Annotated in this window: 14 protein-coding genes; 13 read left to right on the top strand and 1 reads right to left on the bottom strand. The window is 69.1% G+C overall.

The annotated features are described in order from the left end of the window. Positions 1-25 precede the first annotated feature (25 nt). The 13 genes from FOZ74_RS10665 to FOZ74_RS10725 all read left to right on the top strand — a co-directional run bounded on the left by FOZ74_RS10665 (position 26) and on the right by FOZ74_RS10725 (position 13,168). Entirely contained in the window at positions 26-1,054 is a 1,029-nt protein-coding gene (locus FOZ74_RS10665; protein ID WP_146913046.1) for a branched-chain amino acid ABC transporter permease, read from the top strand. Further along, the gene (locus FOZ74_RS10670) at positions 1,051-2,874 is read left to right on the top strand and encodes a branched-chain amino acid ABC transporter ATP-binding protein/permease (RefSeq protein ID WP_146913047.1); all 1,824 of its coding nucleotides are present in this window, start codon (positions 1,051-1,053) and stop codon (positions 2,872-2,874) included. Before FOZ74_RS10665 ends, FOZ74_RS10670 begins: the two co-directional genes overlap by 4 nt. Beyond that, entirely contained in the window at positions 2,871-3,659 is a 789-nt protein-coding gene (locus tag FOZ74_RS10675) for an ABC transporter ATP-binding protein (RefSeq protein ID WP_146913048.1), read from the top strand. The genes FOZ74_RS10670 and FOZ74_RS10675 overlap by 4 nt, the downstream gene beginning before the upstream one ends. 5 nt (positions 3,660-3,664) lie before the next feature. Beyond that, the gene (locus tag FOZ74_RS10680) at positions 3,665-4,300 is read left to right on the top strand and encodes a fumarylacetoacetate hydrolase family protein (RefSeq protein WP_146913049.1); all 636 of its coding nucleotides are present in this window, start codon (positions 3,665-3,667) and stop codon (positions 4,298-4,300) included. Beyond that, on the top strand, positions 4,297-5,091 hold the full coding sequence (locus FOZ74_RS10685; RefSeq protein ID WP_146913050.1) for a fumarylacetoacetate hydrolase family protein: 795 nt from the start codon (positions 4,297-4,299) through the stop codon (positions 5,089-5,091). Before FOZ74_RS10680 ends, FOZ74_RS10685 begins: the two co-directional genes overlap by 4 nt. 5 nt (positions 5,092-5,096) lie before the next feature. Then, a complete protein-coding gene (gene hpaE, locus FOZ74_RS10690) occupies positions 5,097-6,572 on the top strand; it encodes a 5-carboxymethyl-2-hydroxymuconate semialdehyde dehydrogenase (protein ID WP_146913051.1) in 1,476 nt (491 codons plus the stop codon). 94 nt (positions 6,573-6,666) lie between these two features. Further along, positions 6,667-7,590: a 3,4-dihydroxyphenylacetate 2,3-dioxygenase gene (gene hpaD / locus FOZ74_RS10695; protein WP_146913052.1), complete on the top strand. Its 924-nt coding sequence runs from the start codon at positions 6,667-6,669 to the stop codon at positions 7,588-7,590. Positions 7,591-7,597: 7 nt separating this feature from the next. Beyond that, the gene (locus FOZ74_RS10700) at positions 7,598-8,056 is read left to right on the top strand and encodes a 5-carboxymethyl-2-hydroxymuconate Delta-isomerase (RefSeq protein WP_146913053.1); all 459 of its coding nucleotides are present in this window, start codon (positions 7,598-7,600) and stop codon (positions 8,054-8,056) included. 3 nt (positions 8,057-8,059) lie between these two features. Then, entirely contained in the window at positions 8,060-8,875 is an 816-nt protein-coding gene (hpaH, locus tag FOZ74_RS10705; protein ID WP_146913054.1) for a 2-oxo-hept-4-ene-1,7-dioate hydratase, read from the top strand. Positions 8,876-8,881: 6 nt separating this feature from the next. Next, positions 8,882-9,676 carry an aldolase/citrate lyase family protein gene (locus tag FOZ74_RS10710; RefSeq protein WP_146913055.1) on the top strand — a complete coding sequence of 265 codons (795 nt, stop codon included), beginning with the start codon at positions 8,882-8,884 and terminating at the stop codon, positions 9,674-9,676. After that, positions 9,673-10,458: a class II aldolase/adducin family protein gene (locus FOZ74_RS10715; protein WP_146913056.1), complete on the top strand. Its 786-nt coding sequence runs from the start codon at positions 9,673-9,675 to the stop codon at positions 10,456-10,458. Before FOZ74_RS10710 ends, FOZ74_RS10715 begins: the two co-directional genes overlap by 4 nt. Before the next feature lie 58 nt (positions 10,459-10,516). After that, positions 10,517-12,154 carry a thiamine pyrophosphate-binding protein gene (locus FOZ74_RS10720; RefSeq protein ID WP_146913057.1) on the top strand — a complete coding sequence of 546 codons (1,638 nt, stop codon included), beginning with the start codon at positions 10,517-10,519 and terminating at the stop codon, positions 12,152-12,154. Positions 12,155-12,160: 6 nt separating this feature from the next. Further along, on the top strand, positions 12,161-13,168 hold the full coding sequence (locus FOZ74_RS10725; protein WP_146913058.1) for a 2-dehydropantoate 2-reductase: 1,008 nt from the start codon (positions 12,161-12,163) through the stop codon (positions 13,166-13,168). Positions 13,169-13,211: 43 nt separating this feature from the next. Here the strand turns inward: FOZ74_RS10725 and FOZ74_RS10730 are convergent, their stop codons facing one another. Next, complete coding sequence (locus FOZ74_RS10730; protein ID WP_146913059.1) at positions 13,212-14,684, bottom strand: NAD-dependent succinate-semialdehyde dehydrogenase; 1,473 nt, start codon at positions 14,682-14,684, stop codon at positions 13,212-13,214. Between the last annotated feature and the right edge of the window lie 122 nt (positions 14,685-14,806).

Genomic DNA, 14,806 nt, shown 5'->3' on the forward strand with positions numbered 1-14,806 from the left:
GGAAACGCACAGGTGGTGTAGTCACATGGATCTGCAGATAGCTTTGATGTTGGGGCAGGATGGCTTGGTCAACGGCGCCATCTACGCCTTGATGGCACTGGCCCTGGTGCTGGTGTTTTCGGTGACGCGCGTCATCCTGATCGCGCAGGGCGAGTTCGTCACCTATGCGGCACTGTCCATGGCGGCCATCCAGGCCGGGACGCGCCCGGCCATCGTCTGGCTGCTGCTGGCGCTGGCGCTGCTGACCTTGCTCATGGAGGCCTGGCGCCACCACCAGGGCCTGCGCGTGGACTGGAAGTCGACGGTGGTCTGGGCCGTCGTGCTGCCGGCGGTTGCGGCCGCGATGGTCTTCGGCTTCAAGCCGCAGAGCGCCTGGATGCAGGCTGCCGTCGTGCTCGCGCTGATCGTGCCCATGGGCCCCTTGCTGTACCGCCTGGTGTTTCGGCCGCTGGCGCACACGAGCGTGCTGTTCCTGCTCATCGTCTCGGTGGCGCTGCATCTGGTGATGGCGGGCCTGGGGCTGTACTTCTTCGGTGCCGAAGGTTCGCGCACCAGCGCCGTCTGGGACGCGTCATGGGATCTGGGCGGTGTGCCGGTCAGCGGCCAGTCGCTCGTGGTGGTGTGCGCGGCCACGGTGCTGCTGGTGGCCATGTATCTGTTCTTCGAGCGCTCCATCATCGGCAAGGCCCTGCGTGCCACGGCGATCAACCGGGTCGGCGCGCGCCTCATGGGCGTGCCGACCGACCTCTCGGGCGACGTCTGCTTTGCCCTGGCGGCATTGATCGGCGTGGTGTCGGGCATCCTGATCGCGCCGGTCACGACGATCTACTACGACACCGGCTTCCTGATCGGACTCAAGGGCTTCGTGGCGGCCATCGTCGGTGCGCTGACCGGCTATCCGGCGGCCGTGGCCGGTGCGGTGCTGGTGGGGCAGCTCGAATCGTTTTCCTCCTTCTGGGCCAGCGCCTACAAGGAGGTGATCGTCTTCACCCTGATCATCCCGGTGCTGTGGTGGCGCTCGCTCAACACCCGCCATGTGGAGGACGAGGAATGAGTTCACGCCACTGGACCTGGCTCGCCATCGCGCTGCTCGCGGTCGCCTGGCCGCTGCTCTCGCCCTTTTCCATCACGCTGCTCAACTACATCGGGCTGTACGCGCTGGTTGCCGTCGGCCTGGTACTGCTGACCGGCGTGGGTGGCATCACCTCCTTCGGCCAGGCGGCCTTCGTCGGGCTTGGCGCTTATGCCACCGCCTGGGTTTGCACCTCGCCGCTGGCGGCGCAGGCGCTCTCGGGGCTGCCTGCGGGGCTGCTGCCCTGGCTGGGCCTGCTGCTGGGCCTGCTCGTGACCGGCTTGATCGCCTGGATACTCGGCGCGGTCACCTTGCCGCTGTCGGGGCATTTCCTGGCGCTGGGCACGCTGGCCTGGGGTCTGAGCCTGTACTACCTGTTCGGCAACATCGAGGGGCTGGGCGGTTTCACCGGCATCGCCGGCGTGCGGCCGCTGTCGATCGCAGGACTGGAGCTGGCCTCGCCGCGCCTCATGGGCATCGTCATCTGGGCCGTGCTGCTGCTGGCGATCTGGGCGATGCACAACCTGCTCGACTCGCGCGAGGGGCGGGCGATCCGCGCGCTCAAGAGCGGGCGGGTGATGGCCGAATCCATGGGCGTCGACACCTCGCGCCAGCGCATGAAGCTGTTCCTGCTGGCGGCGCTGCTGGCGGCCATCTCGGGCTGGCTCTACACCCATCTGCAGCGCTTCGTCAACCCGACCCCGTTCAACCTGGAAATCGGCATCGAATACCTGTTCATGGCGGTGGTCGGCGGCTCCGGCCACCTCTGGGGTGCGGTCCTCGGTGCGACGCTGATCACGCTGCTCAAGGAGCAGCTGCAGGACTGGCTGCCCAAGCTGCTGGGCACCAGCGGCAACTTTGAGGCGATCGTCTTCGGTCTCTTGATGATCCTGCTGCTGCAGCGCGCGGCCGATGGCCTGTGGCCCCTGATCGCCGCGCGCGCAGGACGCTGGATCAAGCCGGCGCCGGCGCGCACCGCCCGAACGACGCAGGCGGCGCTGGGCCGGCGCAAGCTGCCGCCACCGGGCCAGGTGGTGCTGCGCGCCGAGCAGGTGACCAAGCGCTTTGCCGGCCTGGTGGCCAACGACGCGGTGGACCTGGAAGTCAAGGCCGGCGAAGTGCATGCGCTGATCGGGCCCAACGGCGCAGGCAAGAGCACCTTCTTCAACATGATTTCCGGCGTGGACGACCCGAGCGCCGGCCAGGTGGCGCTGCTCGGCCAGCCCATGACGGGCAAGCCGGCGCGCGCGTTTGCCGCGCTGGGCATGGGGCGCACCTTCCAGCACGTGCGCCTGCTCGGACAGCGCACGGTGCTGGAGAACGTGGCACTGGGCGCGCACCTGCGCGGGCGCCGCGGCTGGCTGTCGGCCATGCTGCAGACCGACCGCCACGAAGAGGCGGCGCTGCTGGCCGAGGCGCGCAAGCAGATCGAGCGCTGCGGGCTGCAGAGCTACATCGACACGCCGGCGGCATCGCTGCCGCTGGGCCAGCAGCGCATCGTGGAGATCGCGCGCGCGCTGGCGGGGCAGCCCTCGATCCTGCTGCTGGACGAGCCGGCAGCCGGTCTGCGCCACCTGGAAAAGCAGGCGCTGGTGCAGTTGCTCGTGCAGCTGCGCGCCGAGGGCCTGGCGGTGCTCGTCGTCGAGCACGACATGGAGTTCGTGATGAACCTGGCCGACCGCGTCACGGTGCTGGAGTTCGGCCGCGTGATCGCGCTGGGCACGCCCGACGAGGTGCAGGCCAATCCGCGCGTGATGCAGGCCTACCTGGGCGTGGAAGACATCGAGGGAGATGCCGCATGACAGCCAGGGCCTTGCTGCAACTGAAGGGTTTTTCTGTTTCCTACGGACCGGTGGAGGCGGTGCACCAGGTGGACCTGACGGTCAACGAGGGCGAGATCGTCACCGTCATCGGCCCCAATGGCGCGGGCAAGTCCACGCTGCTGAACGCGGCCATGGGGCTGCTGCCCTCGCGCGGCGAGCTGCGCTTCGAAGGCGCGCCGGTGCCGCGCCCCTCGGTGGAGGCCATGGTGGCGCACGGCGTCGGGCTGGTGCCCGAGAAGCGGGAGCTGTTCGGCGAGATGTCGGTGCAGGACAACCTGCTGCTGGGCGGTTTTGCGCGCTGGCGCCGCGGGCAGCGCGACCAGGCCGAGCGCATGCAGGAAGTGTTTGCGCTGTTTCCGCGCCTGCAGGAGCGCAGCGCCCAGCTCGCGGCCACGCTCTCGGGCGGCGAGCGCCAGATGCTGGCCATCGGCCGCGCGCTGATGGCGCGCCCGCGCCTGCTGATGCTGGACGAGCCTTCGCTCGGCCTGGCGCCGCTCATCGTGCGCGAGGTGCTCAAGATCGTCGCCTCGCTGCGCGGCATGGGCGTGTCGGTGCTGCTGGTGGAGCAGAACGCGCGCGCCGCGCTGCAGGTGGCCGACCGCGGCTACGTGCTGGAGATGGGCGCGATCGCGCTCAGCGGCCCGGCCCGCAGCCTGATGAGCGACCGGCGCGTGATTGAAACCTATCTGGGCGCCGGCAAGGGCCGCGCGCCGCAACCCGCGGAGAGCGCTGCCGCGGCGCCCGCGGGCACACCGGAGTCGTGATGCAGATGAAAGCCAAACTGGCCTGGCAGCCACAGGGCACGGTCTATGGCGCCTTGCTGAACCTGCGCCGTGAATTCGAGCTGTGGGCGCCGCAGATGCATGAGGCGCCCTACGAGGCGCCGCCCGCGGCCCCCGTGCTCTACGTGAAGACCGCCAACACCTTTGCACCCGATGGCGCCGCCGTCCCCGTGCCCGGCCCGGTGCGTGTGGGCGCGACGCTGGGGCTGATCGCCGGCGCCGCGGGCGAGCCGACGCACGCCGTGCTGCTGGACGATTTGTGCCTGCCGCACGAGAGTTACTTTCGCCCGCCGATCCGTTACCGCAACCGCGACGGTTTTCTGGTCTGCGCGCCGCGGAGCACGCCGCTGGCGCAACTTGCGCTGGACACGCTGCAGATTGCGGTGCACATCAACGGCGCGCTGGTGCAGAGCGTGGACCTGGCGACGCTGGTGCGCCCGGCGCTCGGCCTCTGGGCCGAGGTATCGGCCTTCATGACGCTGCAGCTCGGTGACGTGCTGATGCTGGGCACCGACTGCCTGCCCGATGGCAGGCCGCTGCTGGCCGCGGCGGGCGAGCGCATCGAGCTCAGCGCGCCGGGCCTGGCACCGCTGGCGCACGCACTGGTGGAGGAGCACGCATGAAACACGCACGCATTGCCTGGGGCGGCGCCATCCACGAGGCCGTTGAAGCCGGTGGCGCGCTGGAGCTGCGCACCCCGGCCCTGCGCGGACGGCGCCTGTCCTTCGACGAAGTGGTCTGGCTGCCGCCGCTGGCGCCCACGCCGCGCGCGCGCACCATCCTCGCGCTGGGGCTCAACTACGCCGACCATGCGCGCGAACTGGCGTTCAAGCCGCCCGAGGAGCCGCTGGCCTTTGCCAAGGGCAGCGGCTCGCTCACGGGCCACCGCGGCTTCACGCTGCGCCCAGAGGGCGTGCGCCACATGCACTACGAATGCGAGCTGGCGGTGGTGATCGGGCGCGAGGCGCGCAAGGTGGGCAAGGACGACGCCTACGACTTCATCGCCGGCTACACCGTGGCCAACGACTACGCGATCCGCGACTATCTGGAGAACTGGTACCGCCCCAATCTGCGCGTGAAGAACCGCGACACCTGCACGCCCATCGGCCCCTGGCTGGTGGACGCGGGCGACGTGCCCGACCCGATGGCGTTGCGCCTGAGCACGCACGTGGACGGGCAGCTCACGCAGCAGGGCAGCACCGCGGACATGGTGTTCGACGTACCCACGCTGGTGGAACATTTCTCCAGCTTCATGACCCTGTACCCGGGCGACCTGATCCTGACCGGCACGCCCGATGGCGTGGTCGACTGCCCCATAGGCAGCCACGTGGTGTGCAGCATCGAAGGCCTGGGTAGCCTGGAAAACACGATTATCGGCAAAAACCCGATCCAACCCATACCAGCCAAGCGGTAGCAGCTATGAAAATTGAGAATCTCATCGACGGCAAGCCGGTCGCAGCGCGCGACTATTTCGAAACCATCAACCCTGCCACGCAAGAGGTGCTGGCCGAGGTGGCCAGCAGCGGCGCCCCCGAGGTGGACGCCGCCGTGGCCGCGGCCAAGGCGGCCTTCCCCAAGTGGGCCGGCCTGCCCGCGCCCGAACGCGCGCGCAAGCTGCGCGCGCTCGGTGACCTGATCGCGCGGCACGTGCCCGAGCTTGCGGCCACCGAGACCGACGACACCGGCCAGACCATCGCCCAGACCGGCAAGGCGCTGGTGCCGCGCGCGGCGGACAACTTCCACTACTTCGCCGAGATGTGCACGCGCGTGGATGGCCACACCTACCCCACGCCCACGCACCTGAATTACACGCTCTACCACCCGGTGGGCGTGTGCGCGCTGATCAGCCCCTGGAACGTGCCCTTCATGACGGCCACCTGGAAGGTTGCGCCCTGCCTGGCCTTCGGCAACACCGCGGTGCTCAAGATGAGCGAGCTCAGCCCGCTCACCGCCGCGCGCCTGGGCGAGCTGGCGCTCGAAGCGGGCATACCCGCGGGCGTGCTCAACCTGGTGCACGGCTATGGCAAGGAGGCGGGCGAGCCGCTGGTAGCGCATCCGGACGTGCGTGCCATCAGCTTCACCGGCTCCACCCTGACGGGCAACCGCATCGTGCGCAGCGCCGGGCTGAAGAAGTTCAGCATGGAGCTCGGTGGCAAGAGCCCCTTCGTGGTCTTTGACGACGCCGACCTGGAACGCGCGCTGGATGCCGCCGTCTTCATGATCTTCTCCAACAACGGCGAGCGCTGCACCGCGGGCAGCCGCATCCTGGTGCAGCAGAGCATCTATGCCGACTTTGCAGCCAGGTTTGCCGAGCGCGCCAGGAAGATCGTCGTCGGCGATCCGCGGGATGAGCAAACCATCATCGGCCCCATGGTCAGCAAGAACCATCTGGCGAAAGTACGCAGCTACATCGAGCTGGGCCCCAGGGAGGGGGCGACCCTGCTGTGCGGCGGCGTCGACCGCCCCTCCTACGCGCCCGAGCTGTCCGCGCGCGTGGCCGGCGGCAACTTCGTCTGGCCCACGGTGTTTGCCGACGTGGACAACCGCATGAAGATCGCGCAGGAAGAGATCTTCGGCCCCGTCGCCTGCCTGATTGCGTTCAAGGACGAGCAGGACGCGATCGCCAAGGCCAACGACATCGACTACGGGCTCTCCAGCTACGTCTGGAGCGAGAACATCGGCCGCGCCCACCGCGTGGCCGCGGCGATCGAGGCCGGCATGTGCTTCGTCAACAGCCAGAACGTGCGCGACCTGCGTCAGCCCTTCGGCGGCACCAAGGCCAGCGGCACCGGCCGCGAGGGCGGCAGCTGGAGCTACGAGGTGTTCCTCGAGCCCAAGAACGTGGCGGTCTCCATGGGCAGCCACGCCATCCCGCGCTGGGGAGTAGCGCCGTGAGGCGTTGGCCGGCGCCAGCGCGCGCCGGCCGGCACGCCATGCAGCGGCAAGCGATGCCGCTGACACCTTTGCAGCATTTTCAGGAGACAGCACCATGGGACAACTGGCACTGGCAGCCAAGATCACCCACGTACCGAGCATGTACCTTTCGGAACTGCCGGGCACGCGCCAGGGCACGCGCGAAGCGGCGATCGAAGGCCACCGCGAGATCAGCCGGCGCTGCCGCGCGCTTGGCGTGGACACGCTGGTGGTGTTCGACACGCACTGGCTGGTCAACGCCGGCTACCACCTCAACTGTGCCGAGCACTGGCAGGGCAACTACACCAGCAACGAGCTGCCGCACTTCATCAGCAACATGGCCTACGGCTTCAGCGGCAACCCCGAGCTCGGCCGCCTGCTGGCGCGGGAATGCAATGCCCAGGGCGTGGAGACGCTGGCGCACGACGCGACCACGCTGCAGCCCGAGTACGGCACGCTGGTGCCGATGCGCTACATGAACGAGGACGAGCACTTCAAGGTGGTGTCCGTCTCGGCGCTGTGCACCAGCCACTACCTCAACGACAGCGCGCGTCTGGGCTGGGCGATGCGCGAAGCGGTGGAAAAGCACTACGACGGCAAGGTGGCCTTCCTGGCGAGCGGCTCGCTCTCCCACCGCTTTGCGCAAAACGGCATGGCGCCGGACATGGCCTTCAAGATCTGGAGCCCCTTCCTGGAGCGCCTGGACCACGAGGTGGTGCAGATGTGGCAGGACGGCCAGTGGCAGGACTTCTGCGCCATGCTGCCCGAGTACGCGGTCAAGGGTCACGGCGAGGGCATGATGCACGACACCGCCATGCTGCTGGGTGCGCTCGGCTGGTCCGCCTACGAGGGCAAGGCCGAAGTGCTCACGCCGTATTTCGGCGCCTCGGGCACGGGGCAGATCAACGCCGTCTTCCCGGTGAGCGCGCAGGACGGCCATGCCGTGCCAGCGCCCGATGCTTCGCGCGCCACCAGCTTCAAGGCTTTTCCCAGACTGTGAGGGCGACATGCCGCATTTGGTAATGCTTTATTCCGGCAACCTCGACGCCGTGCTCGACATGCCGCGCCTGTGCCGCGACGCGGCCGACGCCATGCTGGCGGTGCGCGACGAACACGGCGCGCAGGTCTTTCCCACGGGCGGCACCCGCGTGCTGGCCTACCCTGCGCCGCACTTCGCGCTGGCCGACGGCGGCCCCGCAGGGCGCGCGGCCGGTGCCGGCAAGACCGGTCTTTCCGGCGCCGACCCGGGCGAGTACGGCTTTCTCTACGCCAACTTGCGCATGGCGCGCGGGCGCAGCAGCGCCACGCAGCAGCGCGCCGGCGCGGCGGTGCTTGCGGCGCTGCGCGCCCATCTCGATCCGGTGATGGCCACGCGCCACATCGGCCTGACCGTGCAGGTGGACGAAGGCCAGGAGGTGTTCGGCGCCAAGCACAGCACCCTGCACCCGCTGTTTCGCAAGGACTGAGCCATGCTGAGTGACGCCCACATCGCCCAGCTGGCGGCCGAGCTGCACGCCAGCGAGCGCTCGCGCCAGCAGGTCGAGCATTTTTCCAAGCGCTTTCCCGGCATGAGCATCGAAGACGGCTACCGCGTGAGCCGCGCCTGGGTCGCGCTGCAACTGGCCGAAGGCCGCAGCGTCATAGGCCACAAGATAGGACTGACCAGCCGCGCGATGCAGCTGAGCAGCCAGATCAGCGAGCCCGACTACGGCACGCTGCTCGACTCCATGCTCTACCAGGCCACGCCGGGCCAGGTGCTGGAGCTGCCGGCAGAACGCTTCATCGCGCCGCGCGTCGAGGTGGAGCTGGCCTTCGTGCTCAAGCGCGACCTGCAGGGTCCGCAGGTGGATGTCGAGCAGGTGCTCGACGCCACCGACTACGTCACGCCCGCGGTCGAGATCATCGATGCGCGCATCGAGCAGTTCGACCGCCACAGCCGCGCCATGCGCAAGGTGCAGGACACCATCAGCGACAACGCCGCCAACGCCGCCATCGTGGTCGGCGCGGGCCGCAGCGGCGCGCGCGCGATCGACCGGCCCTGGGTCGGCGCCATCCTGCGCCAGAACGGCGTGGTGGAAGAAACAGGCCTGGCCGCCGGCGTGCAGGGCGACCCGGCCGTCGGCATCGCCTGGCTGGCCAACAAGCTCGCACCCTGGGGCGAGCGCCTGAAGGCCGGGCACATCGTGCTGGCCGGCTCCTTCACGCGCCCGGTCGCAGCCCGCGCCGGCGATGTCTTCGACGCAGACTACGGCCCGCTGGGCCGGCTGCAATTCATGTTTGTCTGAGTTTTCATGGAAACACCACACAACCTGTTCAAGCAGGCGCTCAGTGAAAAGCGCCCCCAGATCGGCTACTGGCTCAACCTCAGGGACACCGTCGCGGGCGAGATCGCCGCGGGCGCCGGCTTCGACTGGCTGCTCGTCGATGGCGAGCACACCGCGCACGACCTGGGCAGCATCCTGCACCAGCTGCAGACCATCGCCGCCTACCCCGGCGTGCAGGCGGTTGCGCGCATACCCATGGGCCAGGGGCCGCTGGCGCAGATGCTGATCAAGCAGTACCTGGACCTGGGCGTGAGCAACCTGCTCGTGCCCATGGTGGACACGCCCGAACAGGCGGCCGAGATCGTGCGTGCGGCGCGCTACCCCGGCGCCGGGGGCCTGGGCGGGGTGCGCGGCATGGCCGGCGGCCGGGCGGCGCGCTGGGGACGCTACCCGCGCTATATGCACGAGGCCAATGAGCGCATCTGCGTGCTGGTGCAGGCCGAGACGCGCACTGCCATCGACAACCTGGAAGCCATCGCCGCGGTGGACGGCGTGGACGGCGTGTTCATCGGCCCGGCCGATTTGTCGGCCTCCATGGGCCACCGGGGCAATCCGGCCCACCCGGAGATGCAGGCCTTGTTCGAAGATGCCACGCGGCGCATCGTCGCCACCGGCAAGGCCGCGGGCAGTCTGGCGGTGGACGAGGCCATGGCGCGCCGCTATCTGTCGTGGGGCGCGAGCTTCGTGGCTGTCGGGCTCGATACCGTGACCCTGGCGCGCGAGACCGCGCGCCTGGCCAAGACCTTCAAGGACGCGCCATGAGCGCCGCGCACAACGACGGCGCTGCGCTGCGCGAGCGCGTGCATCCCGACGAATGGGCTGCGCGCGTGCAGCTGGCGGCGTGCTACCGCATCTTCGCGATGCTCGGCTGGACCGAGCTGATCTACAACCACATCACGCTGCGCGTGCCCGACAGCGCCAGCGGCGGCGAGATGCAGTTCCTGATCAACCCCTTCGGCCTGCACTACAGCGAGGTGTGCGCGAGCAACCTGGTCAAGATCAACCTCGCGGGCGAGATCCTGGACGGCTCGCCCCATCCGATCAACCCGGCGGGCTATGTGCTGCACAGCTGCATCCACGCGGGCGTGCCGGGCGCGCACTGCGTGATGCACACCCACACCACGGCGGGCGTGGCGGTGGCTTCGCTTGCCACCGGCCTGAGCCAGAGCAATTTCTACAGCGCCCAGCTGCACGGCATGGTGGCCTACCACGACTTCGAGGGCATCACCATCCGTGCCGACGAAGGCCCGCGCGTGGTCGCGAGCATAGGGCGGCGCAAGGCGGTGATCCTGCGCAACCACGGGCTGCTGGCCTGGGGCGAGACGCTGCCGCTGGCTTTTGCCGTGCTCTGGACGCTGCAGCGCGCCTGCGACGTGCAACTGGCCACGCAGAGCATGGGCGCGCCGCTGCCCGTGCCCGAAGCGATTGCCGCGCAGTGCACGCGCGACTCCTTCCAGTTCGACCCCGCCATGAGCGCCGGCCAGGACGTGTTCGACGCCCTGGTGCGCTTGCTCGAGCGCGGCGACGACAGCTACAAACAATGAAGCTGCTTGCGCTTGCTGGACAAGCGTTTGAGCCATAAAACAGTCCAAGGATTGCTGGATGAAAATGAACGACACCATCGCCCGCCTGCTCAAGGACCTGGGCGTGGAGCAGATGTTTGGCGTGATCGGCGACGTGAACCTGTTCGTCGTCGACCGCTTCATGAAGGAGGGCGGGCGCTACACCAGCGCCACCACCGAATCGGCGGCGGTGCTGATGGCCTCGGGCTATGCCCAGGTGACGGGGCGCACCGGCGTGGCCACCGTGACCTGCGGGCCGGGCCTGGTCAATTCGCTCACGCCCATCGTCGAGGCGGTCAAGGGCCATGTGCCCATGGTGATCATCACCGGCGACAGCCTCGCCCGGTTCAAGTACCACCCGCAAAGCGCCTCGCACCGCGAGTTCGTGCTGGCCACGGGCGCGGCCTACGAGGCGCCGGCGCGCGTCGAGGACGTGGCGCGCGACCTGGCCTATGCCTTCCAGCGCGCCTGGGCCGAGCGCCGGCCCGTGGTCGTCAACTTCCCTTCCTACGACCTGCAATGGGAAGACGTGGGCGAATACCAGGCGCCGCGCGTGAGCTATCCCGAGCGCCACTGCGCCGAACTCGACAGCGAAGCGCTGGAGCTGGCCGTGGGCATCCTCGCGACGGCGCGCCGCCCCATCGTACTGGCCGGCTACGGCGTGGTCACCAGCGGCCAGGCCGAGGCGGTGGCGCGCCTGGCGCGGCGGCTGGACGCGCCGCTCATGACCACGCTGCGCGCCAAGGACCTGTTCCGCGGCGAGCCGGCCAACCTCGGGGTGCTGGGGATTTCCGGGCGCGAGGAGGTCACCGAAGCGGTGGCCTTGAGCGACTGCATCGTCTCTTTCGGCGCGAGCCTGCACATGTTCACTACCGCCAACGGCACGCTGCTGAACAAGAAGCGCCTGGTGATGGTGGTGTCCGAGCGTGGCGAAGTAGGCCGCACCATGGCGGCCGATGCCACCGTGCTCGGCGAGCCGGGTGCGGTGGCCGAGCGCATGCTCTACTGGATCGAGGAGGCGGAGATCGCACCCTCGCAGTTCGCTTCGGAAGAGGTGGTCACGGGCGCGGTGGCCGCGATCGCGCAGGCCTACGAGGCGCCGCTGGCCGAGCCGCTGGACGCGCCCGTCACCATTCAGGAGGCCTTGATCGCGATCGAGCATGCGGTCGAGCCCGAGCGCCTGCTGGTCACGGACGGCGGGCGCTTCATGCGCCAGCCCTGGCAGCTCATGCGCGTGCGGCAGCCGCGCCACTTCATCGCCGGCAACCTGTTCGGCGCCATCGGCACCGGCATAGGCTATGCGATCGGCGCGGCGGTGGCCGAGCGCGGCATGCCGACGGTGGCGGTGGTGGGCGACGGCGGCTTCATGCTGGGCGGGCTGACGGAATTCCACACCGCCGTGCGCGAAAAGCTCGATTTCATCGTCGTACTGTGCAACGATGGCGGCTATGGCGCCGAATACCTGCATTTCACCGACCGCGACATGGACCCCTCGCTGGCGCTGTTCGACTGGCCCGAGTTTTCCGAGATCGCGCAGACCATGGGCGGCCAGAGTCTGGTGCTGCGCACGCGCGCCGACCTGCCCGCGGCGCAGCAGGCGATACGCGAGCGCCGCCGCGACCGGCCGCTGCTGATCGACCTCAAGCTCGACCCCCGAACCATGCCGCGCACCTTCTGAAGGGCCATGTTGCGCAAGATCTGCATCTACGGAGCGGGCGCGGTCGGCGGCTGGCTGGGCGCGCGCCTGGCTGCCCAGCCCGGCCTGAGCGTCAGCGTGGTGGCGCGCGGCGCGCGCCTGCAGGCGTTGCGCGCCGAGGGCCTGCGCCTGGTCGAGACCGGTGCGCACGGCACGCCGCAGGAAAGCCGCCATGTGGTGCGGGCGAGCGACGAGCCCGCGCTGCTGGGCGTGCAGGACCTGGTGGTTGTCGTGGTCAAGGCGCCGGCGTTGGTCGAGGTCGCGGCGCACGTCGCCCCGCTGCTTGCGCCGCACACCGTGGTGCTCACCGCGATGAACGGCGTGCCATGGTGGTTTCTGCAGGGCTTTGGCGGACCGGTGGCAGGGCGGCGGCTGCAAAGCGTCGACCCGGACGGCGCGATCGAGCGCGGCATCCCGCTCGCCAGGGTACTGGGCTGCGTGGTGCACGCGAGCTGTTCGGTGCAGGCCGACGGCGTGGTGCGCCACCATTTTGGCAACGAGCTCATCCTCGGCGAGCCCTCGGGCGCGGACACTGAACGCGTGCGCGCCTTGCAGGCGCTGCTGCAGCAGGCGGGCCTGGCAGCCACGCGCTCGGCGAGCATCCAGAAGGACATCTGGTACAAGCTCTGGGGCAACATGACCATGAACCCGATCTGCGCGCTCACCGGCGCAAGCAGCTCGCCGGTACTCAGCGACCCGCTGGTGCGCGACTTTGCCAGCCGCGTGATGCTGGAGGCGCGCGAGATCGGTCAGCGCATCGGCGTGCCCCTGAGCGAGTCGCCCGAGGACCGGCACCGCGTCACCCAGGCGCTGGGCGACTTCAGCCCTTCCATGCTGCAGGACGTGCGCGCGGGCAAGGCGCTGGAAATCGACGCGCTGCTCGCCTCGGTGCGCGAGATCGGCCAGCTGCTGGGCCTGCAGACGCCGTTCACCGACGCCCTGCTGGGCCTGGCGCGGCTGCACGCGCGCCAGCTTGGCCTGTATCCGCCCGCCTGAGCCTCGGGGCCGGCCGCCGGCCGGCGCTGCCTGCGCGCAGGCGCTAGCGGCTCACGTCGGCAATGCACAGGTATTTCATCTCCAAGTACTCCTCTATCCCGTGCACCGAGCCCTCGCGCCCCAGGCCCGACTGCTTGACGCCGCCAAAGGGCACATGCTCGGTGGAGATGAGCCCGGTGTTGATGCCCACCATGCCGTACTCCAGCTGCTCGCTCACGCGCGTGATGCGCCCCACGTCGCGCGCATAGAAATAGCTCGCCAGGCCGAACTCCGTGGCATTGGCCGCGGCAATCGCCTCCTGCTCCGTGTGAAAGCGAAACACTGGCGCCAGCGGCCCGAACGTCTCCTCACGCGCCACCAGCATCTTGTCCGACGCATCGGCAAGCACCGTCGGCTCGAAAAACTGCCCCCTGAGCCTCTTGCCCCCCGTGACAATGCGCGCGCCCTTCTTGAGCGCATCCTTCACATGCTTGTCCACCTTGGCCAGCGCCGCCGGCTCGATCAAGGGCCCCACACTCACCCCCTCCTCAAAGCCATTGCCCACCTTCATCGCCTTCACGCGCGCAGCCAGCTTCTTGACAAACACCTCATAGACACCGTCTTGCACATACAGCCGGTTGGCGCACACGCAAGTCTGACCCGCATTGCGGTACTTGCTCGCCAGCGCCCCCTCCACCGCCGAATCCAGATCGGCATCATCGAACACGATGAAAGGCGCATTGCCCCCCAGCTCCAGCGAGAGCTTCTTGACCGTGGGGGCGCACTGCGCCATCAAAATGCGCCCCACCTCGGTGGAGCCGGTAAACGACAGATGGCGCACCACGGCACTCTCGCACAGCGCCTGGCCGATGGCCGGCGCATCCGTGCCCGTCACCACATTGACCACCCCTGCGGGGAAGCCCGCACGCTGGGCCAGCTCGGCCGCCGCCAGCGCCGTGAGCGGCGTGAGCTCGGCCGGCTTGATCACCACGGTGCAGCCTGCCGCCAGCGCCGGAGCCACCTTGCGCGTGATCATCGCCAGCGGGAAATTCCACGGCGTGATCGCCGCGCACACCCCTATGGGCTGCTTGAGCACCAGATAGCGCTTGTTGGCATCGTAGGTGGCCAGCGTCTGGCCGCTCACACGCTTGGCCTCCTCGGCAAACCACTGCACGAAGCTGGCGCCATAGGCCACCTCGGCGCGTGCCTCGGCCAGGGGCTTGCCCTGCTCGGCCGTCATCAGGCGCGCCAGATCCTCCTGGTGCTGCATGAGCAGCTCATACCAGCGCATCAGGACGGCAAAGCGCTCCTTGGCGCTCTTGCTGCGCCAGGGGCCCCAGGCGGCGTTGGCCGCCTCGATGGCCGTGCGCGTCTCCCTGGCGCCCAGGTCGGCCACGTCGGCGAGCTTGTGGCCGCTGGCCGGGTCCAGCACGTCAAAGCGCTGGCGGCCCTTGAGCCAGCGGCCATTGATCAGACCGTCGGTGATGAGGAGGCTGGGGTCGGCCAGGTCGGCCAGGGGGGAGGTGCGTGTGTCCATGTCTGAATCTCCTGCGCGTTCGCGAAGTGTCCTGTCGGTGTCTGCCGCATGCGCGACGGCGCGCGCATACTCGTGGACAACTGTAGTGCGTTGAGGGTGTTTGCGCAGCGGCTCGCGCGCCC

This window comes from Comamonas flocculans, from assembly GCF_007954405.1.
GTDB classification, from domain to species: Bacteria; Pseudomonadota; Gammaproteobacteria; order Burkholderiales; family Burkholderiaceae_C; genus Comamonas_C; species Comamonas_C flocculans.

Excerpts from the sequence above, each read along its gene's own strand:
- FOZ74_RS10730 (WP_146913059.1), bottom strand. The coding sequence starts at position 14,684 with ATGGACACACGCACCTCCCCCCTGGCCGACCTGGCCGACCCCAGCCTC.
- hpaD (WP_146913052.1), top strand. The coding sequence starts at position 6,667 with ATGGGACAACTGGCACTGGCAGCCAAGATCACCCACGTACCGAGCATG.
- FOZ74_RS10725 (WP_146913058.1), top strand. The coding sequence starts at position 12,161 with ATGTTGCGCAAGATCTGCATCTACGGAGCGGGCGCGGTCGGCGGCTGG.
- FOZ74_RS10680 (WP_146913049.1), top strand. The coding sequence starts at position 3,665 with ATGAAAGCCAAACTGGCCTGGCAGCCACAGGGCACGGTCTATGGCGCC.
- FOZ74_RS10720 (WP_146913057.1), top strand. The coding sequence starts at position 10,517 with ATGAAAATGAACGACACCATCGCCCGCCTGCTCAAGGACCTGGGCGTG.
- hpaE (WP_146913051.1), top strand. The coding sequence starts at position 5,097 with ATGAAAATTGAGAATCTCATCGACGGCAAGCCGGTCGCAGCGCGCGAC.
- FOZ74_RS10670 (WP_146913047.1), top strand. The coding sequence starts at position 1,051 with ATGAGTTCACGCCACTGGACCTGGCTCGCCATCGCGCTGCTCGCGGTC.
- hpaH (WP_146913054.1), top strand. The coding sequence starts at position 8,060 with ATGCTGAGTGACGCCCACATCGCCCAGCTGGCGGCCGAGCTGCACGCC.
- FOZ74_RS10710 (WP_146913055.1), top strand. The coding sequence starts at position 8,882 with ATGGAAACACCACACAACCTGTTCAAGCAGGCGCTCAGTGAAAAGCGC.
- FOZ74_RS10665 (WP_146913046.1), top strand. The coding sequence starts at position 26 with ATGGATCTGCAGATAGCTTTGATGTTGGGGCAGGATGGCTTGGTCAAC.
- FOZ74_RS10675 (WP_146913048.1), top strand. The coding sequence starts at position 2,871 with ATGACAGCCAGGGCCTTGCTGCAACTGAAGGGTTTTTCTGTTTCCTAC.
- FOZ74_RS10715 (WP_146913056.1), top strand. The coding sequence starts at position 9,673 with ATGAGCGCCGCGCACAACGACGGCGCTGCGCTGCGCGAGCGCGTGCAT.
- FOZ74_RS10685 (WP_146913050.1), top strand. The coding sequence starts at position 4,297 with ATGAAACACGCACGCATTGCCTGGGGCGGCGCCATCCACGAGGCCGTT.
- FOZ74_RS10700 (WP_146913053.1), top strand. The coding sequence starts at position 7,598 with ATGCCGCATTTGGTAATGCTTTATTCCGGCAACCTCGACGCCGTGCTC.